21 protein-coding genes and 3 tRNA genes are annotated in these 25,233 nt (G+C 69.5%); 19 read left to right on the forward strand and 5 right to left on the reverse strand.

What is annotated here, in order from left to right; all coding sequences use genetic code 11:
- Positions 1 to 6 precede the first annotated feature (6 nt).
- A complete protein-coding gene (locus tag ACR3ZA_RS09415; RefSeq protein WP_473661708.1) occupies positions 7 to 831 on the forward strand; it encodes a PPK2 family polyphosphate kinase in 825 nt (274 codons plus the stop codon).
- On the forward strand, positions 831 to 1,460 hold the full coding sequence (locus ACR3ZA_RS09420; RefSeq protein ID WP_473661709.1) for a class I SAM-dependent methyltransferase: 630 nt from the start codon (positions 831 to 833) through the stop codon (positions 1,458 to 1,460). The genes ACR3ZA_RS09415 and ACR3ZA_RS09420 overlap by 1 nt, the downstream gene beginning before the upstream one ends.
- 4 nt (positions 1,461 to 1,464) lie before the next feature.
- Here the strand turns inward: ACR3ZA_RS09420 and ACR3ZA_RS09425 are convergent, their stop codons facing one another.
- Entirely contained in the window at positions 1,465 to 2,091 is a 627-nt protein-coding gene (locus ACR3ZA_RS09425; RefSeq protein ID WP_473661710.1) for a GyrI-like domain-containing protein, read from the reverse strand.
- Positions 2,092 to 2,098: 7 nt separating this feature from the next.
- Positions 2,099 to 3,331, reverse strand: a complete 1,233-nt coding sequence (locus ACR3ZA_RS09430; protein ID WP_473661711.1) for an isochorismate synthase — start codon at positions 3,329 to 3,331, stop codon at positions 2,099 to 2,101.
- Positions 3,332 to 3,405: 74 nt separating this feature from the next.
- On the opposite strand from ACR3ZA_RS09430, the gene ubiE reads away from it, so the two are divergent.
- Genes ubiE through ACR3ZA_RS09445 form a run of 3 tightly spaced genes read left to right on the forward strand, consistent with a single transcriptional unit; the run spans position 3,406 to position 6,637 of the window.
- Positions 3,406 to 4,161, forward strand: a complete 756-nt coding sequence (gene ubiE, locus ACR3ZA_RS09435; RefSeq protein ID WP_473662308.1) for a bifunctional demethylmenaquinone methyltransferase/2-methoxy-6-polyprenyl-1,4-benzoquinol methylase UbiE — start codon at positions 3,406 to 3,408, stop codon at positions 4,159 to 4,161.
- 26 nt (positions 4,162 to 4,187) lie between these two features.
- The gene (locus ACR3ZA_RS09440; RefSeq protein ID WP_473661712.1) at positions 4,188 to 5,225 is read left to right on the forward strand and encodes a polyprenyl synthetase family protein; all 1,038 of its coding nucleotides are present in this window, start codon (positions 4,188 to 4,190) and stop codon (positions 5,223 to 5,225) included.
- Positions 5,226 to 5,260: 35 nt separating this feature from the next.
- Positions 5,261 to 6,637 carry an FAD-dependent oxidoreductase gene (locus tag ACR3ZA_RS09445; RefSeq protein WP_473661713.1) on the forward strand — a complete coding sequence of 459 codons (1,377 nt, stop codon included), beginning with the start codon at positions 5,261 to 5,263 and terminating at the stop codon, positions 6,635 to 6,637.
- Between the two features lie 12 nt (positions 6,638 to 6,649).
- On the opposite strand, the gene cls is transcribed toward ACR3ZA_RS09445, so the two are convergent.
- Both cls and ACR3ZA_RS09455 read right to left on the reverse strand, forming a co-directional pair.
- Positions 6,650 to 8,131 (reverse strand): cardiolipin synthase, encoded by a 1,482-nt coding sequence (gene cls / locus ACR3ZA_RS09450; RefSeq protein ID WP_473661714.1) that lies wholly within the window; start codon positions 8,129 to 8,131, stop codon positions 6,650 to 6,652.
- A 29-nt stretch (positions 8,132 to 8,160) separates the two neighbouring features.
- A complete protein-coding gene (locus ACR3ZA_RS09455; protein ID WP_473661715.1) occupies positions 8,161 to 8,649 on the reverse strand; it encodes a YajQ family cyclic di-GMP-binding protein in 489 nt (162 codons plus the stop codon).
- A 22-nt stretch (positions 8,650 to 8,671) separates the two neighbouring features.
- On the opposite strand from ACR3ZA_RS09455, the gene ACR3ZA_RS09460 reads away from it, so the two are divergent.
- The 4 genes from ACR3ZA_RS09460 (at position 8,672) to ACR3ZA_RS09475 (ending at position 12,004) form a co-directional block, all read left to right on the forward strand.
- Positions 8,672 to 9,412, forward strand: coding sequence for a transglycosylase SLT domain-containing protein (locus ACR3ZA_RS09460; protein WP_473661716.1), 741 nt, complete (start codon positions 8,672 to 8,674; stop codon positions 9,410 to 9,412).
- 85 nt (positions 9,413 to 9,497) lie between these two features.
- Positions 9,498 to 9,582, forward strand: a tRNA-Tyr gene (locus ACR3ZA_RS09465).
- A gap of 202 nt (positions 9,583 to 9,784) precedes the next feature.
- Complete coding sequence (locus ACR3ZA_RS09470; protein WP_473661717.1) at positions 9,785 to 10,609, forward strand: inositol monophosphatase family protein; 825 nt, start codon at positions 9,785 to 9,787, stop codon at positions 10,607 to 10,609.
- A 189-nt stretch (positions 10,610 to 10,798) separates the two neighbouring features.
- Positions 10,799 to 12,004 (forward strand): peptidoglycan DD-metalloendopeptidase family protein, encoded by a 1,206-nt coding sequence (locus ACR3ZA_RS09475; protein WP_473661718.1) that lies wholly within the window; start codon positions 10,799 to 10,801, stop codon positions 12,002 to 12,004.
- A 16-nt stretch (positions 12,005 to 12,020) separates the two neighbouring features.
- On the opposite strand, the gene ACR3ZA_RS09480 is transcribed toward ACR3ZA_RS09475, so the two are convergent.
- On the reverse strand, positions 12,021 to 13,655 hold the full coding sequence (locus ACR3ZA_RS09480; protein ID WP_473661719.1) for an alpha-amylase family glycosyl hydrolase: 1,635 nt from the start codon (positions 13,653 to 13,655) through the stop codon (positions 12,021 to 12,023).
- Between the two features lie 88 nt (positions 13,656 to 13,743).
- Here ACR3ZA_RS09480 and ACR3ZA_RS09485 point away from each other — a divergent pair, with 88 nt between their 5' ends.
- The 10 genes from ACR3ZA_RS09485 (at position 13,744) to ACR3ZA_RS09530 (ending at position 25,226) form a co-directional block, all read left to right on the forward strand.
- Positions 13,744 to 15,600, forward strand: a complete 1,857-nt coding sequence (locus ACR3ZA_RS09485; RefSeq protein ID WP_473661720.1) for an alpha-amylase family glycosyl hydrolase — start codon at positions 13,744 to 13,746, stop codon at positions 15,598 to 15,600.
- 62 nt (positions 15,601 to 15,662) lie between these two features.
- Positions 15,663 to 15,734 (forward strand) — tRNA-Thr (locus ACR3ZA_RS09490).
- A gap of 58 nt (positions 15,735 to 15,792) precedes the next feature.
- Positions 15,793 to 15,866, forward strand: a tRNA-Met gene (locus tag ACR3ZA_RS09495).
- Positions 15,867 to 16,115: 249 nt separating this feature from the next.
- Positions 16,116 to 17,372, forward strand: coding sequence for an extracellular solute-binding protein (locus ACR3ZA_RS09500; protein ID WP_473661721.1), 1,257 nt, complete (start codon positions 16,116 to 16,118; stop codon positions 17,370 to 17,372).
- Positions 17,373 to 17,476: 104 nt separating this feature from the next.
- A complete protein-coding gene (locus tag ACR3ZA_RS09505; protein ID WP_473661722.1) occupies positions 17,477 to 18,343 on the forward strand; it encodes an ABC transporter permease subunit in 867 nt (288 codons plus the stop codon).
- Positions 18,340 to 19,185, forward strand: coding sequence for an ABC transporter permease subunit (locus ACR3ZA_RS09510; protein ID WP_473661723.1), 846 nt, complete (start codon positions 18,340 to 18,342; stop codon positions 19,183 to 19,185). Before ACR3ZA_RS09505 ends, ACR3ZA_RS09510 begins: the two co-directional genes overlap by 4 nt.
- A gap of 10 nt (positions 19,186 to 19,195) precedes the next feature.
- The gene (locus tag ACR3ZA_RS09515; protein WP_473661724.1) at positions 19,196 to 20,005 is read left to right on the forward strand and encodes an enoyl-CoA hydratase-related protein; all 810 of its coding nucleotides are present in this window, start codon (positions 19,196 to 19,198) and stop codon (positions 20,003 to 20,005) included.
- 77 nt (positions 20,006 to 20,082) lie between these two features.
- Positions 20,083 to 21,531 (forward strand): aldehyde dehydrogenase family protein, encoded by a 1,449-nt coding sequence (locus ACR3ZA_RS09520; protein ID WP_473661725.1) that lies wholly within the window; start codon positions 20,083 to 20,085, stop codon positions 21,529 to 21,531.
- Positions 21,532 to 21,652: 121 nt separating this feature from the next.
- Positions 21,653 to 24,028 (forward strand): glycosyl hydrolase 2 galactose-binding domain-containing protein, encoded by a 2,376-nt coding sequence (locus ACR3ZA_RS09525; RefSeq protein WP_473661726.1) that lies wholly within the window; start codon positions 21,653 to 21,655, stop codon positions 24,026 to 24,028.
- A gap of 19 nt (positions 24,029 to 24,047) precedes the next feature.
- The gene (locus tag ACR3ZA_RS09530; RefSeq protein WP_473661727.1) at positions 24,048 to 25,226 is read left to right on the forward strand and encodes a CoA transferase; all 1,179 of its coding nucleotides are present in this window, start codon (positions 24,048 to 24,050) and stop codon (positions 25,224 to 25,226) included.
- The last annotated feature ends 7 nt before the right edge of the window (positions 25,227 to 25,233 follow it).

The raw sequence follows: 25,233 nt of genomic DNA on the forward strand, positions 1-25,233 counted from the left end.
CGCCGCATGAGAGATCTTCTTCGCGTCGGCGACGGATTCGACCTCGGTGCGGTGGACCCGTCCTCGACCCCGGGGGTCGACCTCGACAAGTCGGAGGGGCGGGAGGCCCTGGCCGAGGGGGCCGCCGAGCTCGCGAAGCTGCAGGAGCTGATGTGGGCCAACTCGCGGCACGGCGACGAGCGGCGCGTGCTGCTGGTGCTGCAGGCGATGGACACCGCGGGCAAGGGCGGCATCGTGCGGCACGTGGTCGGCGCGGTCGATCCGCTCGGGGTGCGCATCGCGGCATTCAAGGCACCCACCGAGGAGGAGAAGGCGCACGACTTCCTGTGGCGCATCCGCAAGCAGCTGCCGCAGCCCGGTGAGCTGGGCGTCTTCGATCGCTCGCACTACGAGGACGTGCTCATCCACCGCGTCCGCGGTTTCTCCAGCCCCGAGGTGATCGAGGAGCGCTACGGTCTCATCAACGACTTCGAGCGCGAGCTCGTCGCGGGCGGCACGAGTGTCGTCAAGGTGATGCTGCACGTCTCGAACGGCGAGCAGCGCGAGCGTCTCGCCGAGCGCCTCGACCGCCCCGACAAGCACTGGAAGTACTCGCCGGGCGATGTCGATGAGCGGCAGCTCTGGCCCGCCTACATGGAGGCCTACCAACTCGCGCTCACGCGCACCTCGACGCCCGAGGCGCCCTGGTTCGTGGTGCCCGCCGATCGCAAGTGGTTCGCCCGGCTCGCGGTGCAGAGCCTGCTGCTGGATGCCCTGCGCGGCCTCGACCAGCGCTGGCCGCTCGCCGACTTCGACGTCGAGGCCGAGAAGAAGCGCCTCGCCGCGAGCTGATGGCCGCAGCGCGCACCCCCTCCTGGGCGTCGTACCGCGAGTCGATCGGCGACCGCTCCTCGCTGTTCGCGGCGCTTCGGGAGCGCTGGGGCGTCGAACGGGCGCTCTACCCGGGCAGCTATCTCGATCTGTCGCCGTCGACGGCGATCCCGTCGGTGACCTACGTCGACACGGATCGCCGGGCCGCACGGTACTTCGCGGATGCCGAGCTGGTGCAGGCGGAGCTCGCCGACGCACGGCGCACCCGAGGCGCTTCGCCTCCTGAGGTGCGGTTCCTGCACGCCGACTACACCGAGGCGCTTCCCCTCGGCGACGGCGCGTTCGACCTGCTCATCTCGCTGTACGCGGGGCCGGTGTCGGAGCACTGCCGACGCTTCCTGCGCCCCGGCGGGCTGCTGCTGGCGAACGCCAGCCACGGCGACGCGAGCCTCGCGGCGCTGGACGCACGTTTCGAACTGGTGGCGGCCGTGCAGCATCGCGGCGACCGCTATCGACTCGACGCGAACGATCTCGGACGCTACCTCGTCCCGAAGAAGCCGGCGGACGCCGACCCCGAACTGATCCGCCGCAGCGGGCGCGGGATCGCGTACACGGCGCCCGCCTTCGCCTACCTGTTCCAGCTGCGGTGACGAGCTACGAGTTCGCGCCCTCGACGGGCTGACGCAGGATCGTGCGCAGCTTCTCGGGGGCGACCCTCCGCACGTCGCTCAGATAGATCTCGTGGTGGCGGCCCGTCATCCGCAGGCTCTCGGCGGGGATGAACTCCTCGTGCATTCGCTGCAGTACCGGGCCCTCGTCCTCGAAGGACCCGACGTGCAGGGTCTGCACGCAGAGGCCCTCCGACAGCGTCTCGAACCGCACCTCGGCCAGCCGGGCCGGGGGATTCTTCGCCCCCGCGCGCTCGATCGCCGTCTCGACCAGCGCGCCCTCGATCCAGTCGGGCACCAGGATCATCAGGGTCCAGTCCCACTGAGACTTGTCGCGCGCGCTCGTGAACACGCTCATGTCCTCGGCCCACCACAGGCCTTCGAGCGGTGGAACGACGTAGTCGCGCCCGAGTTCGAGCTTGCTTGCGAATTTGAGCGCGTAGGCGACCGGGTAGAGGGCTTCGAGGGCTCCGGTGTACTGCGCTGAGGCGCCCGGGGCACCGTGCCCGTCGATCATGAGGTAGTTCAGATCGGGCACCTCGAGAAGGCGGAACTCGCCGATCGGGGCCCGGAAGCAGTCCAGGCTCTTCTTCAGATCGACCTTGTCCGACATGGTCGACCTAGCCGAACGCCTCGACCACGGGACGGAACTTCAGGCGCGTCTCGGCGAGCTCGTGCTCCGGGTCGGAGCCGGCGACGATCCCCGCTCCGGCGAATGCGCGAATGTCGCCCGCCTCGCTGATCTCGGCCGAGCGCAGGGCGACCGCCCACTTGCCGTCACCGGCGGCGTCGACCCAGCCGACCGGCCCGCCGTAGAGGCCGCGGTCGAAGGGCTCCAGCTGGTGGATGAGCTCGAGCGCGGCCGTCCGGGGCGTACCCGCGACGGCGGCCGTCGGGTGCAGCTCCGCGACCAGGTCGAGGCTCGTGGACCCGTCGCTCAGGGTTCCTTCGACATCGCTCGCGAGATGCCAGAGGTTCGGCAGCTTCAGCGCGTACGGCATCTCGCTCGCCGCGATGTGCGGGGCGTGCGGCGCCAGCGCCTGGACGACGCTGCGGACCGCGTAGCCGTGCTCGTCGAGATCCTTGGTCGAGGTCGCCAGCCGCACGGCGGCGGCGTGGTCGGCGTCGGCATCCGCGCCGCGCCCGATGCTGCCCGCGAGCACACGCGCACTGACCGTGCCGCGCTTGACGCGCACGAGCGTCTCGGGGCTCGAGCCGAGGAAGCGGTCGACCGCGAAGGTCCAGGTGTCGGGGTAGCTGAGCGCGAGGTGCATGAGCACTCGGCGCAGGTCGGCGCTCTGCGGCAGGTGCCCGACCATGTCGCGTGCCAGGACGACCTTGTGCACACTGCCAGTCGCGATCCGGGCGACCGCCTGACGGACCGCGGCCGCGTAGGCGTCGCCGTCGAGCCGGCCGGGGAGCAGACGCAACCGGTACTCGGGCCCGAGCGGCTCGGCCGCGACCTCGTCGTCGGCCCCGTTGATGCGGGTCACCCAGCTGACGCCGCCGCGACGGCCGACGATGACGCGCGGCACGATCAGCACGCTGGCGCGCTCGGAGTCGTCGGCGAAGCCGAACGCACCGAAGGCGATCAGACCGCTGCCGGAGCGCTGCACCGGGTCATCGATCGTGGCGGCGGCCACCACGCGCCGCCAGGTCTCGGCCGCCTCGCGCACCCGGTCGGGCCCGCGGAACTCGAGACGCAGTGCCTCGCCGAGCCCGGCGACGCCCTCGCCGCGACGCACGAACAGCAGAGGATGCTGGGCGTCGAGGAGGGGCAGCAGCGAACCGAAGGGCTCGACCGCGCGGGTCTCGACTGTCAACGCAGGGATCTGCGACCGAAGTTCCGTCACCTCCCTAGCCTAGATCGCGCACGGCAACCATGCGGGCGGGCTTACTAGGATGGGTTCCTGTGAACAGAGCCGACATGCACAAGGCCCCGGAGCAGGTCGCCGGGATGTTCACCGAGGTCGCGGCCCGCTACGACGTCACCAACACCGTGCTCTCCGCCGGCAACGCGACGCTCTGGCGGATGGCCACCGTTCGCGCCGTCGCGCCGCAGCCGCGCGAGCGCATCCTCGATGTGGCCGCCGGCACCGGCACCTCCTCGGCCGCGCTCGCCCGGCACGGAGCCACGGTCGTCGCCGTCGACTTCTCACCGGGCATGGTCGAGGTGGGCCGCAAGAAGCACCCCAAGATCGAGTTCGTCGAGGCGAACGCCGAGCGCCTGCCCTTCGGCGACAACGAGTTCGACGCGGTCACGATCAGCTTCGGCCTGCGCAATGTCGAGCACCCGAAGGTGGCGCTCGCCGAGATGTACCGGGTGCTGAAGCCCGGCGGTCGTCTCGTCATCTGCGAGTTCTCACGGCCGCCGCAGGCCCTGCTGCGCGCCGGCTACCACGCCTACCTCAAGCACGTCATGCCGCTCGTGGCCCGCGCCTCCAGCTCGAACCCGGACGCGTACGACTACCTCGCCGAGTCGATCGAGGCGTGGCCGGATCAGGGCACGCTGAGCCAGTGGATCCGCGGGGTCGGGTTCACCCGTGTCGCGCACCGCAACCTGACCAGCGGCGTCGTGGCGCTGCACCGCGGCCGGAAGCCCGAGGATGCGGCGATCCGGGCGACGACGGCGAAGCGCCGTGCCACGCGCCAACGGCGCTCGACGACTGAGCCCGCGGCGTGAGCCCGCACGAGACGAGCGGCGCCAACATGACTCCGAACCCTCCGCTGGCTCGGCGAAGCAACACCCTGAGCTCGTCGCTCGGGCTGGGCGAGAAGCTGTTCGCCTCCAGCGAGGAGCGCCGTTTCGCGGCGGCCATCGAAGCGGGACTCGACCGGGTCGAGGCGGGACTCGTGACCGACACCGCGTTCACCGACGACATCGCCGATGCCGCGGGCCGCTATCTGCTTCAGGCCGGCGGCAAGCGCATCCGTCCCACGCTCGCGCTGCTGACCGCGCAGCTCGGCGACGGGGTCAATGACGACGTGATCGCGGCGGCCGAGGCGGTCGAGATCACGCACCTCGCCTCGCTGTACCACGACGACGTGATGGACGACGCCGAACTGCGCCGGGGGGTTCCCACCGCGCAGAACGTCTGGGGCAACTCGGTGGCGATCCTCACCGGCGACCTGCTGTTCGCGCGCGCGAGTCGCATCTTCGCGGGCCTCGGCGAACGCGCCCTCGAGCTGCAGGCCGAGACCTTCGAGCGACTGTGCCTCGGCCAGCTGCACGAGACGATCGGCCCCAAGCCCGAGGATGACCCGATCGAGCACTACCTGCAGGTGCTCTCTGACAAGACCGGCTCGCTCATCGCGCTCGCCGCGTACGTCGGCGTGGTCTTCTCGAACGCGCCCGGCGAGTACCGCGAACCGGTGCAGCGCTTCGGCGAGAGCATCGGCGTCGCCTTCCAGCTGATCGACGACGTCATCGACCTCTCGGCGTCCACCGCCGAGACGGGCAAGACGGCGGGCACCGACCTGCGTGCCGGCGTGCCGACGCTGCCGCTGCTGTATCTGCGCGAGCGGGCCAAGTCGGATCCGTCGGCGGCCGCGCTGCTGGCACGCATCGAACACGACGTCGACGCCGCGATTCCCGAGCTGCGCGAGCACCAGGTGACTCGCGATACGCTCACGGAGGCCCACCGTTGGGCCGCCATCGCGGTTGACGCGCTGGCCCCGCTGCCCGACGGCCCGGTGAAGAAGGCGCTCACGCGCTTCGCCGAGGCCATCGTCGAGCGCTCGCACTAGGACCTGCTCTCGCGAGCGCCCCGAAAGGAACACCCGTGAAGCTTCGCCTCGCCATCGTCGGTGCCGGACCGGCCGGCATCTACGCCGCCGACATTCTGCTCAAGCACGAGCGCAGCTTCGACGTGTCGATCGACCTGTTCGACCAGCTGCCCGCCCCCTACGGGCTGGTGCGCTACGGCGTCGCCCCCGACCACCCGCGCATCAAGGGCATCATCAACGCGCTGCGTGACGTGCTCGACCGTGGCGACATCCGCATCTTCGGCAACGTGCGCTTCGGCGAGGATCTGACCCTCGACGACCTGCAGCACCACTACCACGCGGTGATCTTCTCGACCGGGGCGGTGCGGGATGCGGAGCTGCGCATCCCCGGAATCGAGCTGCCCGGCAGCTACGGCGCCGCCGACTTCGTCAGCTGGTACGACGGCCACCCGGACTACCCGCGCGAGTGGCCGCTCGAGGCCGAGTCGATCGCGGTCGTCGGGAACGGCAACGTCGCACTCGACGTCGCCCGCATGCTCGTCAAGCACCCCGAGGACCTGCTGCCGACCGAGATCCCGGCGAACGTCTACGAGGGCCTGCAGAAGAGCCCCGTCACCGACGTGCACGTGTTCGGCCGTCGCGGCCCGATGCAGGTGAAGTTCACGCCGCTCGAGCTGCGCGAGCTCGGCGAGCTGCGCGACGTCGACATGATCGTGCACGAGGAGGACTTCGACTACGACGAGGCCTCGAAAGCGGCGATCGAGAGCAACAAGCAGGTGCTCGTCATCGACCGCGTCTTCACCCAGTGGCGGGCGCGCGAGGTGGGTCAGGCGAGTCGTCGTCTGCACTTCCACTTCTACGCCAAGCCGCTGGAGGTCGTCGCCGGCGAGGACGGCCGCGTGGGCGCCTTCCGCTACGAGCGCACCGAGCCCGACGGCCACGGCGGTGTGCGCGGCACGGGCGAGATCCGCGAGGTGCCGGTGCAGGCCGCCTACCGTGCGATCGGCTACTTCGGCTCGCCGCTGGATGGCATCCCGTTCGATGCCCAGCGCGGCGTCATCCCGAACCACGAGGGCCGCGTGCTGCGCACCGACGCCTCGAGCCCCGACCAGGCCAACGAGGTCATGCCCGGCGTCTACGCCACCGGCTGGATCAAGCGCGGTCCGGTCGGCCTGATCGGGCACACCAAGTCGGATGCGATGGAGACCATCTCGCACCTCGTCAAGGACCAGTCGAACTGGTGGTCGCCCGCCGAGCCCGGCGAGCAGGCGGTTCTCGACCTGCTCGAGTCGCGCGGCGTGAAGTACACCGACCTGGAGGGCTGGCACCGGCTCGACCAGCACGAGATCGCGCTCGGCGAGCCGGAGGGCCGCGCCCGGATCAAGGTCGTGCCGCGCGACGAGATGGTGCGGGTCTCGCGCGTCGAGAGCTGACGCCGCGCCCCGCTACTGCAGCGCGGCGGTCAGGCGCACGACGTTGTCGACGGCCTGCTTCACGAACGGCCGCGAGAGCCACTCGTCGAGGGTGAGCTCGCGCGAGTGGGCGCGGTACTCGTCCTCGATGTCGCGCAGCCGCTGCAGGAAGTCGCCGCCGCGCACCATGATCGACAGCTCCAGGTCGAGCGTGAACGAGCGCATGTCCATGTTGCTCGAGCCGATGATCGAGATCTCGTCGTCGATCGTGATGTGCTTCGCGTGCAGGATCGTCGGCGCGCGGTACATGAAGATCCGCACCCCGGCCCGCAGCAGTGCCTCGTAGTAGCTGCGCTGCGCGTGGAACACCAGGAACTGGTCGCCGATCTCGGAGACGAACAGCTCGACGTGGATGCCGCTCTGCGCCGCCGTGGTGATGGCGTAGAGCATCGAGTCGTCGGGCACGAAGTAGGGGCTGGTGAGGATGATCTTCTCGCTCGCGGCGTAGACGAGCGAGTTGAACAGCCTGAGGTTGTTCTCGCCCTCGAAGCCGGGACCGCTCGGCACGACCTGGCAGTCGAGGTCGCCGTCGCCGGTGAGGCGTGAGGGGTCCACGTCGCGGCCGAGCAGCTCATCCGTCTCCGAGTACCAGTCGGTGACGAAGATCGCGTCGATCCCGGCGACCACGGGGCCCTCGAACCGCGCCATGAAGTCCTTCCAGACCAGGCCGCGGCGCGCGTTCCGCTTGCGCTGGTATCCCGGGTCGATGACGTTCGCCGAGCCGGTGAACGCGACGGTGCCGTCGATGACGACGAGCTTGCGGTGGTTGCGCAGGTCGGGGCGCTGGATGCGACCGCGCAGCGGCTGGAACGGCAGCAGCAGGTGCCAGTCGGCGCCCATCTCGTCGAGGCGCTTCTTGGTGCGCCGGAATCCGGGGTACTGCCAGTTGCCGAGGTGGTCGAGCAGCACGCGCACGGTCACGCCGCGGCGGATGGCCGCCTCGAGGGCGTCGAAGAAGGGCGCCGTCGTCGGGTCGAGGGAGAGGATGTAGAACTCGACGTGCACGCTGCGCGCGGCGGAGTTGATCGCCGCGGTCATCGCGGCGAGGGCCTCGGCGTTGTCGGAGTAGAGCTCGGCGCTGTTGCCGCCGACGAGCGGCATCGCTCCGAGGCTGCGGTTCAGCTCGACGACCGGCTGCAGCCACGCCGGGTCGCTCTCGTGCGGGGTGACCCGGTCGATGCCCTCGGTGGTGGCGTGCAGGTAGCCGTTGATCTCGCTCTGCTTGCGGCGCCGCTCGCGCGGCAGCTTCGCCGACCCGAGCATGAGGAACAGCAGGATGCCGAGGTACGGCAGGAAGAAGATCGCCAGCAGCCAGGCGGCCGCCGTCTGCGGGCGCCGGTTGCGCGGCACGAAGATGAGCGCGAGCACGCGCACCGTGACATCGACCGCGAGGGCGAGGCCGAGGATGATCAGCGTGACGAGCGCGACTTCGGGACTTTCCGCCTCAGGCTCCATCGGTCAGCTCATCGTGGTTGGGTGCGCGCTCAGCGCATGTTGACGAACTGCAGCGCGACGTCGAGGTCTTTGCCCTTGAGCAGGGCGATGACGGCCTGCAGGTCGTCGCGGCTCTTGGACTGCACGCGCAGCTCGTCGCCCTGGATCTGGCTCTTGACCGACTTCGGTCCTTCGTCGCGGATGATCTTGGAGATCTTCTTCGCGTCCTCGCTCGAGATCCCCTCCTTCATCTTCGCCTCGATGCGGTACTCCTTGCCGCTGGCGAACGGGTCGCCCGCGTCGAGTGAGCGCAGGGAGATGCCGCGCTTGATGAGCTTCTGCTCGAAGACGTCGAGCACGGCTTTGACGCGCTCCTCCGAGTTCGCCTTCATCAGGATCTTCTCGCCGCTGAACTCGAGCGAGGCGCCGACGTTCTTGAAGTCGTAGCGCTGCGCGATCTCCTTCTGGGCCTGACTGAGGGCGTTCTGCGTCTCCATCGTGTCGACCTTGCTGACGATGTCGAATGAGGAATCTGCCATGTGCCCATGCTAGAACGAGCGGGTGCGTGAATCCGGGAGGCTGCTGGTCATCGGGCTGATCGGGGCGGTGCTCCTGACCGGCTGCACGTCCGTCGAGAGCGTGCTCGAGGAGGCGACGGCCGAGCCCGCGCCGAGCTGGGTTCCGCCGGTGGAGGCGCCGCGGGCGGCGAGCGAACGAGGGCCCGGCATCGCGGGCCGCGTGGATGCCGACTGGCTCGCCGAGGTGAGCGAGGCGACCGGCATCCCCGAGCGGCAGCTGGCGGCCTACGCCGGCGTGACGCTCTGGAAGAACTCGACGATGCCCGAGTGCGTCTTCTCGTGGACGACGATCGCGGCGATCGCGGCGGTGGAGAGCGACCACGGCCGGCACGCGGGCTCGAGCGTCGATGCGGAGGGGCAGGTGTCTCCGCCGATCATCGGGATCGCGCTCGAAGGCGGCGACACCGACCTCATTCCCGACAGCGACGGGGGAGAGCTCGACGGTGACGCCGAGTTCGATCGCGCCGTGGGGCCGTTCCAGCTGATTCCGCAGACGTGGCGCAACTGGCACGTGGACGCCAACGGCGACGGCGTGGAGGATCCGCAGAACATCGACGACGCCGCGATGGCGGCCGTGAACTACCTCTGCCGGGCGAGCGCGCCGCAGGACACCGAGGCCGGCTGGCGGGCCGCGATCACCGCCTACAACTCGGCACCGAGCTACATCGACGCCGTCGCGCGGGCCGCCGCGAGCTACGCCGCCGCGGTCTCCGACGAGGACTGACCGCGGCGCGGTCGAAGAAGGCTCCCGGACCTTGTATCCTTGTCAGGCGCGTCCGGTCGGTGAATACATCGGAAGGGCGCAGCCCGGCGAGTTACCCAAGCGGCCAAAGGGATCTGACTGTAAATCAGACTGCTCTGCATTCGGGGGTTCGAATCCCTCACTCGCCACCACCACGTGGGACCGGAGATCCGGTCCCACGTTTTTTCGTGGTCGGCGTCATGTTCGGCGACCAGTCGCGTCTTCATCGGTATGGATGCATTCACGCTGGGAGCCATCATCTGTCTGGCCGTTGCCGGAGGCGGCGTCGTCGCCTCGTCGGTCGCGGCGATCGTGCTGCGGGACGGCGCACGCTCGCGCTCGTAGAGTGGGGCGGTGACCGCTGAACTCCTGGACTTCGCCCGCACGCTCGCCCTCGATGCCGCCGAGCTCGCCGCGCGGCGACGTCGCGAGGGGGTCGAGGTGGCCGACACCAAGTCGAGCCCGGTTGACGTGGTCACCGCGGTCGACCGCGAAGTCGAGGCGTTCATCCGTGCTCGGATCGCCGAGGCCCGTCCGCGGGACGGCTTCTTCGGCGAGGAGAGCGACGCGGGGGCGACCGAGAGCGGGCTCACCTGGATCGTCGACCCGATCGACGGCACCGTCAACTACCTGTACGGCATCCCGCACTACGCGGTGAGCATCGCGGTCGTCGAAGGCGATCCCGACCCGCAGACCTGGACGGCGCTCGCCGGATGCGTCGTCAACCCGGCGACGGGGGAGACCTTCAGCGCGCGCGCGGGGCAGGGCGCACAGCTCGGCGGCGAGCCGATCCGCGTCGCTGACCCGGTGCCGCTCGACCTGGCGCTCGTGGGAACCGGCTTCGCGTACTCCGCCGAGACGCGGGCGCGGCAGGGCGCGCTCGTCGCCGAGCTGCTGCCGACGGTGCGCGACATCCGCCGCCAGGGGACGGCCTCGCTCGACCTGTGCTTCGTGGCGGCGGGCCGGCTGAACGCCTACTTCGAGCGCACGCTCAGCCCCTGGGATCACGCGGCCGGTGCCCTGATCGCCGCGGAGGCGGGAGCACGGGTCAGCGGCTGGAACGGCGCGCGCGCCGATCACGAGTTCATCCTCGCCGCGCATCCCGACCTGGCGGAGCGGCTCCTGACGCAGCTGATCAAGCTGGGAATCGGCGACCAACTCGGGCAAACCGCGAACTAGGCTTGGCCTTGACGTTGCCGATTCGTTACCATCGGTGAGGTCCGACCCCCTACTTCGCCCCTGCCCCTGGCGAGCACCGTAAGGAGCTTCGCGCTTGTTCTCGATCCGCGCACTGAGCGCGCCCGGCACACGCCGCGGCCTCCGCAGTGCCTCGAGGGTGGCAGAACGGTGACGCGCGCGGACGACTCGATGCCCCGCGAAAGCCACGACCGCGAGGTCTCGGCCTTCGAGCTGCTGGGCCTCATCTCGTCCGCCCCGCCGAGCCCCGCGGAGGCCGCGCCCGCTGCCCCGCCGTCGGCGCCCCCGCAGCCCTCACTACTGGCCGACCTCGTTCCGATGACGCCGGCCTCGAACCTGCCGACGCCGAACTCGGTCCCCGCCGCACTTCCGGAGGCGACCCCGCCGCTCACCCGTCGCGAGGCGCGTGCGCGCGAAGCCGCGGCGGCAAGCTCGGTGCCGACGCCGGTGGTGCCCCCGATCCCTGCTCCGCTCGCCGCTCCCGCTCCCGCTCCCGCTCCCGCGCCCGCTCCGACGCCGAGCGCCGAGACCGTCGAGCCTTCGCCGCGTCGCGCCGCATCGCGCGCCGCGTCGCGCCCCGAGCCCGCCACCGCCAAGCTCGGGCGCCGTCGTCGTGCCGCCTCCGCGCCTCGCACGCGGTCGCGCCGGCCGAGCCCGCCGGCGCGCGGCCACGCGCAGCGCAAGAGCTGGAGCGCGCGGCTGCTCTCCTCCGGTGCGCTGCTGCTGGCCGGCGCGTTCATGGTCGGACTGACGCTGCCGGCGAACGCCGTCTACAACGCGGATGCCGACGCCGCGGCCGCGAGCGCGCTCAGCGCGGAGGCGGTGCAGACGCTCTCCGTCGACGACGCCGTCACGACCGATGTCGCCGAACGCTCGACGTTCGGCGTCACCTCGTGGGCCGAGATCCTTCAGCAGCGCTATGGCCAGGCCAGCTACACCTACACGGTCGGCACCGGTGACATCCAGTGGCCGTTCCCGTTCCCGGTGCCGATCTCCGACGGCTTCGGCGACCGCGTGTCGCCCTGCCGTGGGTGCTCCACCTACCACCAGGGGGTCGACTTCATTCCGGGTGATGGTCAGCCTATCTACGTGATCGCCGACGGCGTGGTGACCGTGCACGATGAGGCCAACTGGAGCTACGGAAACACGGTCGAGATCGAGCACGAGATCGACGGACACGTCGTCACCAGCAAGTACGCGCACATGCAGTACAACTCCAGCCCGCTGCAGGTGGGCGACGTGGTCTCGGTCGGCGACTTCATGGGGCTCGTCGGCAATACGGGCGCCTCGACCGGCCCGCACCTGCACTTCGAGATCTGGATCGACGGGGTCAAGGTGAACCCGTTCACCTGGCTGCAGGCGAAGGCCGCCTCCTAGCGGCGGAACGACCCGCTCAGACGGTCGCGGCGACCCACACCGTGGTGTCGGCGGGCAGCATGCCGTCGGCGAGGTCGGAACTGGCCAGCAGCACCTCGCCCGACGGCAGCTCCGCCGCGGTCGCGCCGGTGTTGGCCGCGATCACGACGTCGCCGACCCGGAAGCGCAGCACCGCCTCGTCAGCGGACGGCAGCCACTCGAGCGCGTGCTCGGCGAGCCGGTGCTCGCGACGAAGCGCGAGCGCGGAGCGGTACAGCTCCAGCGTCGAGCCCTCGACGCCGACCTGGCGGTCGCGAGCCAACTCGGCCCAGCTCGCCGGCTGCGGCAGCCAGCTCGCTCCGGTGTCGTTGAAGCCGTAGGCGGGGGCATCGGCCTCCCAGGGAATCGGCACCCGGCATCCGTCACGGCCGTAGGTCTCGCCCTTCGTCCGGGCGAAGGTCGGGTCTTCGCGGCGATCGTCGGGAACGTCGATCACTTCGGGAAGCCCGAGCTCCTCGCCCTGATACAGGTAGCTGGAGCCGGGGAGCGCGAGCATGAAGCTGGTGGCGGCGCGGGCACGGCGCAGGCCGACGACCGGGTCCGGGAGCGGCGAGCTCTTCGGGCCGATGCCGACGCCCTGCGGCGGCGGCGGGGTGAGCGCGAGACGGCTGGCGTGCCGGATCATGTCGTGGTTCGACAGCACCCAGGTGCTCGGGGCGCCGACGGCGCCGAACGCGGCGAGGGAGTCGTCAACGACGCGACGCAGCTTCGCCGCCTCCCACGGGGTCTCCAGGTAGGCGAAGTTGAAGGTCTGGTGCATCTCGTCGGGCCGCACCCACAGGGCGAGCTTCGAGAGCGGTTCGACCCATGCCTCGCCGATCAGCACCCGGTCGGGACCGTACTCGGCGAGCAGCTCGTGCCAGTCGCGGTAGATCGGATGCACGCCCGGCTGCGCCCAGTACGGCACGTCGGCCTCGTCGCCGCCCATGCTGCCGCCGTCCTCCGGCGGGGTGTAGTCGGGAAGGCCGGCCACCTTGGCCATGCCGTGCGCCACGTCGACGCGGAATCCGTCGACGCCGCGGTCGAGCCAGAAGCGCAGCACGCCGCGGAAGAACTCGTGCACCTCGGGATTCGTCCAGTCGAAGTCGGGCTGGCTCGAGTCGAAGATGTGCAGGTACCACTGGCCGGGCGTTCCGTCGGCTTCGGTGACGCGCGTCCACGCGTTGCCGCCGAACACCGACTTCCAGTTGTTCGGCGGCTCGGCGCCGTCGGCGCCGCGGCCGTCTCGGAACAGGTACCGGGCGCGCTCGGGCGAGCCGGGGTCGGCGGCGAGGGCCTCCTGGAACCAGGGGTGCTCGCTCGAGGAGTGGTTGGGCACCAGGTCGACGATGACCTTGAGACCGAGCTCGTGGGCGCGGTCGCGCATCCGATCGAAGTCGTCGAGGGTGCCGAAGATCGGGTCGATGTCGCAGTAGTCGGCGACGTCGTAGCCGGCGTCGTTCTGCGGGCTGGTGAAGAACGGCGAGAGCCAGACGGCGTCGACGCCGAGGTCGGCGAGCTCATCGAGGCGGCTGGTGACGCCCGCGAGGTCGCCGATGCCGTCACCGTCGGCGTCCGCAAAGGATCGCGGGTACACCTGATAGATCACGGCTGTCCGCCACCACTCGCTCATGCCTTCACGCTAGCCGGATTGCGCCGCGCCTTCGACCGGTGCTCGGCATCGTCGCCTGTTCGACACACGACTCGGGTAGCCTCCCGTCATGTCTCGCGACCTCGCTGCGGCGCCCCACCACGACGGCTCCGCCCTCTACGTCTCGACCGAGACGCCGGCGCTCGGCGACACGGTGCGCGTGCGGCTGCGCGTGCCGCACGCCTTTGAGCCGGTGGCGCGCGTGCTCACACGCTCGAACCCCGACCGCGAGCCGCGTTTCACCGAGGCCGAGATCGTGCACCAGGGCGACACGGCGACCTGGTGGGAGGCGGAGCTGCACGTCGAGAACCCGGTGCACGGCTACCGGTTCCTGCTCGAGCTCGAGTCGGGGGCGATCCGCTGGCTGAACGCCGCCGGGCTCTCGGTCACCGAGACGCGCGACGTGGATGACTTCCGGCTGGTGACCGCCGCCCCGCCGCCCGCGTGGGCGCGCGGGGCCGTCATGTATCAGGTGTTCCCCGACCGTTTCGCGCGATCGGCGGCGGCCGGCCCGATCGCCGAAGCCGAGCTGCCGGCGTGGGCCGAGCCCGCCGAGTGGGACGACGAGGTCGACCAGGATCGCGCGCACACGGCGCAGCAGTTCTACGGCGGCGACCTGGCCGGTGTCGAAGAGCACCTGGATCACCTGACCTCCCTGGGCGTGAACCTGCTGTATCTGACCCCCGTCTTCCCCGCGCGCAGCAACCACCGCTACGACGCGCTCTCCTTCGACCACGTCGACCCGCTGCTCGGCGGCGACGAGGCGCTCGTCTCGCTGGTCGAGGCGGCGCACGCCCGGGGCATCCGCGTCATCGGCGACCTGACGACGAACCATTCCGGCGATGCGCACGAGTGGTTCCAGGCGGCCTACGGCAACCCGGAGGCGCCGGAGAGCGCCTTCTATCTGTGGCTGAACGAGGAGCAGACCTCCTACGCCAGCTGGCTCGGCGTGCCGAGCCTGCCGAAGTTCGACTGGCGCTCGCAGGAGCTGCGTCGACGCTTCATCGACGGTGACGACTCGGTGGTGGCGCGCTACCTGAAGCCGCCGTTCCGCTTCGACGGCTGGCGCATCGACGTCGCCAACATGACCGGCCGCTTCCGCGACCTCGACCTGAACGCCGAGGTGCGCCAGACGGTGCGGCGCACGATGGAGGAGATCAACGCCGACACGATCCTGTTGGGGGAGTCGACCAACGACGCCGCCCCGGACTTCACCGGGGATGCCTGGCACGGGGCGATGACCTACGCCAACTTCACCCGGCCGTTGTGGAACTGGCTCGGGGTGCCGGGCACGCCGGCGGGCGGCGGTCTCGGCCTGGCGCTGCAGCGCACGAGCGAGTTCGGCGGCGACGATTTCGTTGCCGCCCACCTGTCGTTCGCCGCGGCGTTCCCGTGGCGGGTGCGGCTGCAGAACATGAACGCCCTCGACACCCACGACACCCCGCGGTTCCGCAACGTCGCGCGCGAGGGCGTGGTGCCGGTCGCGGTGGGGCTGTCGATGACGCTGCCGGGCATCCCCGTGGTGTGGGCGGGCGCCGAGTGGGGGCTGCACGGCGACGACGGGGAGCACTCGCGCACTCCGCTGCCGTGGACGCGCGCCGATGAGCCTCGCTCTGCCGAGGCGATGGAGCTGTATCGGCGGATGATCGGGCTGCGCCGCGAGCACCCGGTGCTGAACGGCGGCGGCATCCGCTGGCTGCACGCGTCGGAGGAGGCGATCGCGTTCGTGCGCGAGTCGGCAGACGAGAGCGTGCTGGTGCTCGCCGCCCGCGGAGCGTGCTCGGTCGACCTGGGCTCCGAATTGCCGGATGCCGCCGAACTGCTGGAGGGCGCCGCCACCTGGCAGTCGGGCCGGGTGTCGACCGACGGCCCGCAGTTCCTCGCCTGGCACCTCCCCGGCATCCCCCTCCCCGCGTGGGGTGCGTAGGCGGTTAAAACGCACCCCGCGCGGGTGGTAGGCTCTTGCGGTGCCGCGGGCAACCGCGACGCGCCCCGATAGCTCAGTGGTAGAGCACTTCCATGGTAAGGAAGGGGTCGTCAGTTCAATCCTGACTCGGGGCTCGGAACCAGCTGGTTGAGTAGCCGCAAAGCGGCGTATCGAAACCACAGCGTTTCTCCCGGCGGGGTAGCTCAGGTGGTTAGAGCACACGACTCATAATCGTGGGGTCGCGGGTTCGAGTCCCGCCCTCGCTACAGTTCTTCGTTCCTGGCTTCGGCAGCCACGGTGCCGGTCGGCGCGACGCCTTCGCGCACGCGCCCGGACCGGCATTTTTCGTGTGCGCGCGGGATGCGCCGCGGGCTGCTGTCGTCGACCGTTACGCATCTGTGATGAGATGGGCGAATCTGGTCAGTAGTGGAAAACCGGTTATTCAGGTAATGTGTCGTCTCGTCGCGCCACTCCGCGCAACGAACGTCCCCAGTACGAGGAAGTAGAGGGAACACATGTCCATCACACGAAAGCCGCTCGTCGCCACCGCGGTTGCGGTCGCGGTTGCGCTCGGCACCGCGGGTTGCACCGCCGGCGGCACCGGAGGCGACGACGGGTCCATCACCCTCGAGGTGAGTGCCTGGAAGGGCAATGAGACCGAGCCCGCCGGTCTGCCCGAACTGATCGAGAAGTTCGAGTCCGAGAACCCCGGCATCACGGTCGAGCTCAGCTACGTCGGCCGGACCGACGTCGACGTCGTGCTGCCCCCGCGACTCCAGGGCGGCAACCCGCCGGATGTCATGATGACCGACATGGCGCTCGTCAAGCAGTGGGGAGCTGAGGGCTTCCTGGTCGATCTCGGCACCGACTCCGACTGGTACGCCAATGTGGCCGACAGCCTGCAGTCGACGATCACGTTCGAGGGCGGCGCCTACATCATGCCGCTCGAGGTCATCGGCATGGGCAACTTCGTGAACACCGACCTTCTCGCCCAGGCGGGCGTCGACGCCGCCCCGAGCACGATCGATGAGCTCAAGGATGCGTGCGTGAAGCTCTCCGACGCGGGCATCAACCCGATGATCTTCACCGGGGGCTTCTCCGCGCCCCTGATGGTCATCGCGAACGGAATCGAGTCGTCCTCCGACGCGACGAGCGACCTCGGCTCCGGCGCGGCGTCGTTCGTCGACAGCGCCTCGTTCACCGACAGCATCGACCTCATCGAGGAGCTCGCCGACGCGAAGTGCTTCGACTCCGCCGCGCAGGCCGGCCTCGACCCGTGGAGCACCGCGCTCAGCGAGTTCCAGGCAGGCAACTTCGCGATGATGCCGCAGGGCGCGTGGAACATCGGCGCGTTCGACCAGGTCGAAGGTCTGAACTACGAGTTCACTCCCCTTCCGAGCGCCACGGCGCCGGGAGTCGCGCTCGACCTCTTCGGCTTCGGCTGGTCGGTCGCCGAGGCGAGCTCCCAGAAGGAGGCGGCAGTGAAGTTCGTCGAGTTCTTCGCCGAGCCGGACAACCTGCAGGTGCTGCTCGACGCCGAGGCCGCGTACTCGCCCTTCGCTGACGGCGCCACCGGCACTCCGGCGCTGACCGCGGCGTACGACGTCGCGCGCACCGAGGGCGCGTCGATCGTGTACCCGTTCTCGACGCTCGAATGGCCGAAGCCGCTCGAGCAGGAGATCTGGGACAGCCTCACCGGCTTCCTGCTGGAGCCGACATCGACGGCCGACCTGCTGAAGCGGTGGGACACGGCGGTCGAGGACTCGAAGTAACACGAACCGCACACGGAGCGCACGGCCCGATCGGGAGATCCTGGTCGGGCCGGGCGCGACGCGGGCAGCAACCGTGAGCGGATTCGCTCGCAGAGATGATGCACATGTCCAGACGATCAGCATTCTTCTTCATCGCCCCGGCGGCGATCTTCCTCCTCGTCTTCTTCATCTACCCGATCGTCCGAACGGTGCAGATGAGCTTCACCGACTTCACGGGCGTGGGGGATGCGACCTTCATCGGCGGCGAGAACTACGAGAAGATCTTCACGCGCTCCGAGTACCTCGAGTCGCTGCTGATCACGATCCAGTTCACCGTGGTCGTCGTGGTCGTGCAGACGCTCGCGGGCCTGCTGATGGCGGCGCTGCTCTATCGCCTTCCGGCGATCCGCAACTTCAGCCGTGCGGCGCTGTTCACCCCGGCGATGATGTCGTTCGTCGTGGTCGGCTACGTGTGGCAGTTCATCTACTCGCCGTTCTCCGGGGGGTTGAATGCCCTCCTGACGTCGATCGGGCTCGAATCCTTGACGCAGAGTTGGCTGGGCAACCCCGACATTGCGCTGTACGCCATCGCGGCCGCGCACGTCTGGATGTTCACCGGCTACACGACGGCGATCTTCCTCGCGGGCTATGCGGCGATCTCGCCCGAGATCGATGAGGCGGCGCGCCTGGATGGCGCGTCGTCCTGGCAGCGCTTCCGCCACATGGAGATCCCGCTGCTGGCGCGCTCCTTCACCATCAACATCATCCTGTCGACCATCGGCACGCTGAAGACCTTCGAGCTGCCGTTCATCATGACCAGGGGCGGGCCCGACGGCGCCACGCAGACCCTGAGTCTCGAGATCATCTACCAGCTGTTCCGCAGCTTCGACTTCGGCTTCGCTTCGGCCCTCGCGGTCGTCATGCTCGTCGTGATCGTGGCCATCGCGGCGCTGCAGAACGCCTACCTCAGGAAGCGCGAGGACACCGCATGACCAGTCTCCGTCCCCCGGCAGGAACCTCCCGGGCGGGGCGCGTGCTCGCGAACGGCGGCGTGCTCGTCATCGTCGGGATCATGCTCCTCCCCGTGCTGTACATGCTCACCATGTCGCTGCGCACCCCGACCGAGATCGCTCAGGCGCCCCTCGGACTGCCGCTCGATCCGGCGTGGGAGAACTACGCGCGGGCCTTCTCGGCGATGAACTACGGCCAGGCGATCGCGAACTCCGTGATCATCACGGTCGCGGTGGTGCTGCTCACCGCACTTCTCGGATCGATGGCGGCTTTCCCGATCGTGATGCGCTCGGGCTGGTGGACGCGCGTCGTCATCATGGTGGTCGCGCTCGGCATGGCCACGCCGAACTTCGTCACGATCACGCCCATCTACGTGATCTTCCGCGACCTCGGGCTGCTCAACAGCTATCCCGGGATCATCCTCGCCTACGGGGCCCTCAACCTTCCGCTCGCGATCTTCTTCTACATCGGGTTCATGGGCACCATCCCGAAGGAGCTCCTGGAGTCGGCGAAGCTCGATCGGTGCAACGACTGGCAGGTGTTCTGGCGCATCGTGCGGCCGCTGCTCGGCCCCGCGACCGCCACGCTCTCGCTGTTCGTGATGCTGTTCGTCTGGAACGACCTGACCTATCCGCTCCTGCTGCTGACCGACCCCTCCATGCAGACGGTCACGATGTCGGTGTACCGATTCGTGGGCAACCAGAACGTGCTCCCGGATCAGCTGTTCCCGGCGGCCGTGCTGGGGTCGCTGCCGCTGCTGGTGCTGTTCTTGATCTTCCAGCGTCGGATCGTGTCCGGCGTGACCGCCGGCGCGGGGAAGTAGCGCGAGCGCCATGGGAGACGAACTCGGAGCGCCTCGCGCTCGCGTGCACTGGGCGCAGATCGCGGTCGGGGGCGCGATCGCGACGATCACCCTGGATCGTGCGCCGGCCAACGCCTACACGATTGCCTGCCACGAGGAGCTGGTCGCCCGCATCGACGAGCTGGAGTCCGACCCGGGAGTCCGCGTCGTGCGCCTCCGCAGTGCCTCGGCGAAGTTCTTCTCGGCCGGCGCGGACCTCGGCGAATACACCGCGGCGTCCGTCGGCGAGCGGCAGGCGCTCGCCGATGCGGCGCGCGCGAGCTGCGCGCGCATCGAAGCGTCGCGGCTGATCTTCATCGCCGAGATCGCCGGGCATGCACTCGGTGGCGGGTTGGAGCTCGCGATGGCGTGCGATCTTCGCATCGCCTCCAACGCCCGTGGCATCCTCGGTCTTCCGGAGATCGCACTCGGGCTCATCCCGGGCAACGGCGGCACGCAGCGGCTGCCGCGCCTCGTCGGCCGCACGCGCGCTGCCGAGCTGCTGCTGACCGGCGACGCGTTCTCCCTCGAGGATGCGCTGACGTGGGGGCTCGTGTCGCATCTCTTCGACGCAGCCGAGTTCGAGGATCGGGCGCGAGAGCTGGCTGAGCGGATCGCCGCGAAGAGCCCGCTGGCCCTCGCGGCCACCAAACACGCCCTCCGCGACGGCGCCGACGTGGTGCTCGAGGTCGCGCTCGACGTCGAGAAGCGGGCGGGTGCGTCGCTCCCGGCGACCTATGATGCCGCGGAGGGTCTCGCGGCGTTCCTGGAGAAGCGCTCACCGGTGTTCGAGGGTCGATGACCTCAGACTTTCCGGGCGCACCACGCGAATCGGTCGGCGGAGATGCCGAACCGCGAACGAGAGGATCGGGCAACCGAATGACCGAGCTACAGCACTACCCCTGCTACATCGACGGCGAGCAGGTCGAGGCCTCCGCGCGGGCCCTCGTCGAGGTCGACAACCCCGCCACCGGCGAGATCTGGGCGACCGTCCCCGACTTCTCGGCCGATGACGCCGTGCGCGCGATCGAGAGCGCGCACGCCGCGCAGGCGGCCTGGGCAGAGCTTCCCGCCGTCGAGCGGGGGCGGTGGGTGCACCGTCTCGCCGACGCGGTCGAGCAGAACCGCGAGCACTTCGTCGCGCTGCTGGTGCGTGAACAGGGCAAGCCGGTCGGCGAGGCGCACGCCGAGGTGACCGACACCGTGACGTACCTCACCTACGCCGCGGAGGCCGCACGCCGCATCGAGGGCAAGATCTTGCCCTCGGAACGCGCGAATGAGCAGCTCTGGATCCAGAGCGTGCCCTACGGTGCGACGGTCGGCATGTGCGCGTACAACTACCCCTTGGCGCTCGTCGGGCGCAAGGTCGGGCCGGCGCTCGTGACCGGCAACACGATGGTGCTGAAGCCCCACGAGGCGACGCCGGTGACGGCGTCGGAGTTCGTGCGGCTCGCGACCGAGATCGGCCTGCCCCCCGGCGTGCTCAACGTCGTCACCGGCTCGGGAATCGAGGCGAGCTCGGCGCTCGTCACGCATCCGCTGACGCGACTCGTGTCGCTCACCGGCAGCACGCGCGCCGGGCAGGCCATCTTCCGCTCGGTCGCTGACAACATCCCGGGCCTGGTGCTCGAGCTCGGCGGCAAGGCGTCGTTCATCGTGCTGGAGGATGCCGACCTCGACAAGGCGGTGGAGGCCGCCGTGACCTCGCGTTTCGTGAATGCGGGCCAGGTCTGCATCTGCAACGAGCTCGTCCTGGTGCACGAGGCCATCGCCGACGAGTTCACGGCTCGGGTGGCGGAGCGGGTTCGCGAGATCTCCCTCGCCGACCCCGCCGAGGGAACCGGCATGGGACCGAGCGCGACCGCGGCGAGTGTGGAGCGCATCGACGGGCTGCTGCGGGAGAGCGTCGAGATGGGAGCCAGCGTCGAGGTCGGCGGTGCGCGCCCGACCGAGGAGCGGTTCGCCGGCGGGCACTGGTTCTTGCCGACGGTCGTCAGCGGCGTGACCCGCGACATGCCTCTGGCCACCACCGAGATCTTCGGTCCGATCCTGCCGATCGTGAAGGTGAAGGACTACGAGGAGGCCCTGGCGATCTGCAACGACCGCGAGGACGCCCTGTCGGCCTACATCTTCACTCGGGACGTCAACCGCGTGTTCCATGCCATCAACCACATGGAGGTCGGCACGGTGTTCGTGAACCAGCAGATCACCGGGTACATCCAGGGCTACCACTCCGGGCACAAGCGCAGCGGCACGGCGGGCGAAGACGGTGTCTACGGCATCGAGAGCTATCTGCAGCGCCGCACGGTGTACCTCAACTACGCCTGAGTCGTCACGTGCTCGACCGGTTTGCCCGGGCGAGGATGCGCGTCGCCGCGCAGTGAAAAACCGGTATTCTTATGTTGCCGACAGGGGTCATCCTCGCGTCGGCAGGTGCAAAGGAGCAAGTGTGGGACGCAGTGATCAGGACCTCAGCGGTCACCGGTGGCAGATGGAGCGGATGCGCGCGGGGCGCGGCGTCGAAGAAGGTCTGCACCTCCTTCCGGCCGAGTATCAGGGCACCCACTTCAGCTGGAACTTCGCGTCCGTTCCGGGCGACGTCTACACCGATCTGCAGCGGGCTGGCGAGATCGACGACCCGTACGTCGGGCGGGGCATGCACCGCGCGAAGTGGGTCGCCGAGTACGAGTGGTGGTACTGCCACCGGTTCGCTGTCGATCCCGAGATGCGCGGCAAGGTCATCCGGCTGATCTTCGAAGGCGTCGACTACAGCTGCGATGTCTGGCTGAACGGCGCGCACCTGGGTCGGCACGAGGGCATGTTCTCGTCATTCGAGTTCGACGTGACCGACCTCGTGAGCTGGGACGACTGGCGCGACGGGGCGAACATGCTCATGGTCAAGCTCGACCCCCCGCCGAAGAACTACCGCAACTGCGGAGGCAAGAAGGTCAACTTCTCGGGGGACTACTTCTCGGGGCTCGTGCCGTTCGGCATCTGGCGTCCGGTGCGGCTCGAGGCGACGGGCCCCGTGCGCATCGACGCCGTGCGGACCGACGTCACAGTGCCCGGCGACGATCGTGCGACCGTCCGCGCGACCGTCGAACTGGTGAATCATGGCGAGCAGCCGCGGGAGGTCGAGCTCGTCGCGGCGCTGAGCGGCTGGAACGTCGACGTCGCGCAGCTCGGCCACGAGCTCACCGCCGTCGCCGAGCCCGGGCGCACGTCGGTCAGCTTCGACATCGACGTCAACGACGCGCGCCTCTGGTGGCCCTGGGACATGGGCGAGCAGAACCTGTACGAGCTCTCGATCGACGTGCGCGAGGGGGCCGACGTGCTCGACCGCCAGGCCGAGCGCATCGGTCTGCGCGAGATCACGATGGACTTCAACCCCGGATACACGCCGGAGCAGGTCGAGTTCCCGTGGACGTTCACCATCAACGGCAAGCGCCACTTCCTCCGCTCGGCGTGCTGGGGCGGGCAGCCCTCGTTCCTGTACGGCCGCAACTCCGCGCAGAAGTATGCGGACCGGGTGGCCCTGGTGCGCGAGGCGAACATCAACAACCTGCGCATCTTCGGCTGGCACCCGCCCGAGACGCCCGAGTTCTATCGCCTCTGCGACGAGCTCGGGATCACGGTGTGGACCAACTTCAGCCTCGCGACGCAGGCCTACCCCGACGACCCGGACTTCGTGGCCGGGGTGGTCGAGGAGTGCCTGGCAGTCGTCGACGCGCGGCGCAATCACCCCTCGCAGATCTTCTGGATGGGCGGCGAGGAGGTCTTCTTCTCCGGTGCCCACGAGCGCAGCGGCAACCTCGCGCTCATGCGCGCGATCGGCGACGCGGTCGCAACGCGAACGAACGTGCCCTACGGCCTCGCCTCGCCGCTCAGCGCCGAAGCCGGTCAGCGTCTCGGGTTCAAGCCCAACGAGAGCATGCACGCCAACGAGCACTACTACCAATGCGGCGCCGAGTTCATGGAGGAGTACTACCCGGCGCTCGACTGCGCGATCATCCCCGAGCTCACTGCCGCGTCGGCGCCGAACGTCGAGAGCCTCCGGCGGTTCATTCCCGAGGATGAGCTGTGGCCGATGGGTGTCAGCTGGGCCTACCACTGGGCCGATATCGACATGCTGAAGGCCATCAATCTCGAGGTCTTCGACGACGTCAGGGATGGAAGCCTTGACGAGTTCGTCGAAGCGACGCAGGTCGCCCAGGGCACCGTGATCCAGTTCGCCCTCGAGACCTATCGGCGGCGGAAGCCGAAGATGAGCGGCGTCTCGCTCTGCCACTTCATGACGCACGTGCCGGACATCAAGTGGGGCGTGATCGACTACTACGGCAAGAAGAAGGCCTCCTTCGACTGGCTGCGGCGCACGTATCAGCCGGTGCTGCCGAGCCTCGAGGTCAGTCGACGTCGGTGGTTGCCGGGCGAGAGGTTCGAAGCCTCGGCGTGGATCGTGAACGACTTTCAGCGCGACCTCGGCGCTCTCACGCTCGAGTGGAGTGTGCTCGACGCTGGGGGGCAGACCGTGAGCGCGGGGGCGACGCTCGCCGAGGTGCCGGCCGACAGCTCGCTTGAGGTGTGCCCGGTCTCGTGGGCGGTGCCCGCACAGGCGAGCGGCTCCTTCCGCGTCCAGCTTCGTCTGCGCGACGCCGCCGGCGATGTGGTCGCCGAGAACGAGGTCGTGCTGCTGATCGGCGATCAGGCGGCGGCCAAGGCGCGGAGCCTGGCCTTCAAGGCCGAGGCCGACGAGCGCATCCGCCAGCACGGCCACAGCATCTACCGGTACTGGCCGGAGATGTGGGTCGAGCGGGACCCCGAGTGAGCCGGAGGACGGTGCAGAGATGAACGAGAACACCGAAGAACACGACCTTCCACTGGATGGACTGCTCGTGCTCGACTTCAGTCAGTTCCTCGCCGGGCCGGTGGCGGCACTGCGACTGGCCGACCTGGGCGCGCGCGTCATCAAGGTGGAGCGGCCGGGGGTGGGCGACGTCGGGCGCACGCTGGCGTTCGCGGGTCGCGTGATCGACGGCGACTCGGTCTCATTCCACGCCATGAACCGCAACAAGGAGTCGATCACGGCGGATCTCAAGTCGCCGGAGGACCTCGCCTATGTCACCGAGCTGGCGCGCTCGGCCGACGTCATCGTGCAGAACTTCCGGCCGGGGGTGATGGAGCGGATCGGACTCGACTACGAGTCGGTGCGTGCGATCAATCCGGGGATCGTCTACGCGAGCGCCTCGGGATACGGCTCAGAGGGGCCGTGGAAGGACCGCCCGGGTCAGGACCTCCTGGCCCAGTCGCTGTCGGGGCTGCCCTGGCTGAGCGGTTCGCGCACGGACGGGCCGGTGCCCGTCGGCGTCGCGGTGGCGGATCACCTTCTCAGCTGTCATCTCGCGCAGGGCGTGACCGCGCTGCTGGTGCGCCGATTCCGGACGGGCACGGGAGGGCACGTCGAGTCCAGCCTGCTGGAGGCGATGCTCGACCTCCAGTTCGAACTGCTGTCCACGAAGCTCAACGACGACGCGATCCAGGTGCGCCGCGGTGGCGAGCGCTCGGCGAACGCCTTCTTGGCGGCCCCGTACGGTACCTACCCGACCGCGGACGGGTACCTCGCGCTCGCGATGAACCCGATCCCGACCCTCGGGCGGTTGCTCGGCCTGCCCGAACTCGAGCAGATGACCGATCCGCAGCAGGCGTGGGATCAGCAGGAAGAGATCGAGGAGCTGCTCGCGCAGGCGCTCGCGACCGACACCACCGAGCATTGGTTGAGCGTGCTCGACGCGGAGGACGTGTGGTGCGCACCGGTGCTGACGCTCGATGAGCTGCTCGACGCCGAGGGGTTCGCCGCGATCCGGATGACGCAGCAGGTCGAGCGGCACGGGGTGAGCCTGACGACCACGCGCGGGCCGATCCGCGTCGATGGCCGCGTGCTGTCGAGCCGTGTCGCGGCTCCCCGTCTGGGCGAGCATGACGCCGCCGTGCGGGCGGAGTTCCCGGGGCCGCCGTCCGGCGCGTAGCGCGAGC

It is taken from the genome of Herbiconiux sp. J20-20, from assembly GCF_057365085.1.

What these genes read in the sequence shown, in the direction of transcription:
- ACR3ZA_RS09415 (WP_473661708.1), top strand. Translation starts at nt 7, where the DNA reads ATGAGAGATCTTCTTCGCGTCGGCGACGGATTCGACCTCGGTGCGGTG.
- ACR3ZA_RS09420 (WP_473661709.1), top strand. Translation starts at nt 831, where the DNA reads ATGGCCGCAGCGCGCACCCCCTCCTGGGCGTCGTACCGCGAGTCGATC.
- ACR3ZA_RS09425 (WP_473661710.1), bottom strand. Translation starts at nt 2,091, where the DNA reads ATGTCGGACAAGGTCGATCTGAAGAAGAGCCTGGACTGCTTCCGGGCC.
- ubiE (WP_473662308.1), top strand. Translation starts at nt 3,406, where the DNA reads ATGCACAAGGCCCCGGAGCAGGTCGCCGGGATGTTCACCGAGGTCGCG.
- ACR3ZA_RS09440 (WP_473661712.1), top strand. Translation starts at nt 4,188, where the DNA reads ATGACTCCGAACCCTCCGCTGGCTCGGCGAAGCAACACCCTGAGCTCG.
- cls (WP_473661714.1), bottom strand. Translation starts at nt 8,131, where the DNA reads ATGGAGCCTGAGGCGGAAAGTCCCGAAGTCGCGCTCGTCACGCTGATC.
- ACR3ZA_RS09455 (WP_473661715.1), bottom strand. Translation starts at nt 8,649, where the DNA reads ATGGCAGATTCCTCATTCGACATCGTCAGCAAGGTCGACACGATGGAG.
- ACR3ZA_RS09475 (WP_473661718.1), top strand. Translation starts at nt 10,799, where the DNA reads ATGCCCCGCGAAAGCCACGACCGCGAGGTCTCGGCCTTCGAGCTGCTG.
- ACR3ZA_RS09480 (WP_473661719.1), bottom strand. Translation starts at nt 13,655, where the DNA reads ATGAGCGAGTGGTGGCGGACAGCCGTGATCTATCAGGTGTACCCGCGA.
- ACR3ZA_RS09485 (WP_473661720.1), top strand. Translation starts at nt 13,744, where the DNA reads ATGTCTCGCGACCTCGCTGCGGCGCCCCACCACGACGGCTCCGCCCTC.
- ACR3ZA_RS09500 (WP_473661721.1), top strand. Translation starts at nt 16,116, where the DNA reads ATGTCCATCACACGAAAGCCGCTCGTCGCCACCGCGGTTGCGGTCGCG.
- ACR3ZA_RS09505 (WP_473661722.1), top strand. Translation starts at nt 17,477, where the DNA reads ATGTCCAGACGATCAGCATTCTTCTTCATCGCCCCGGCGGCGATCTTC.
- ACR3ZA_RS09510 (WP_473661723.1), top strand. Translation starts at nt 18,340, where the DNA reads ATGACCAGTCTCCGTCCCCCGGCAGGAACCTCCCGGGCGGGGCGCGTG.
- ACR3ZA_RS09515 (WP_473661724.1), top strand. Translation starts at nt 19,196, where the DNA reads ATGGGAGACGAACTCGGAGCGCCTCGCGCTCGCGTGCACTGGGCGCAG.
- ACR3ZA_RS09520 (WP_473661725.1), top strand. Translation starts at nt 20,083, where the DNA reads ATGACCGAGCTACAGCACTACCCCTGCTACATCGACGGCGAGCAGGTC.
- ACR3ZA_RS09530 (WP_473661727.1), top strand. Translation starts at nt 24,048, where the DNA reads ATGAACGAGAACACCGAAGAACACGACCTTCCACTGGATGGACTGCTC.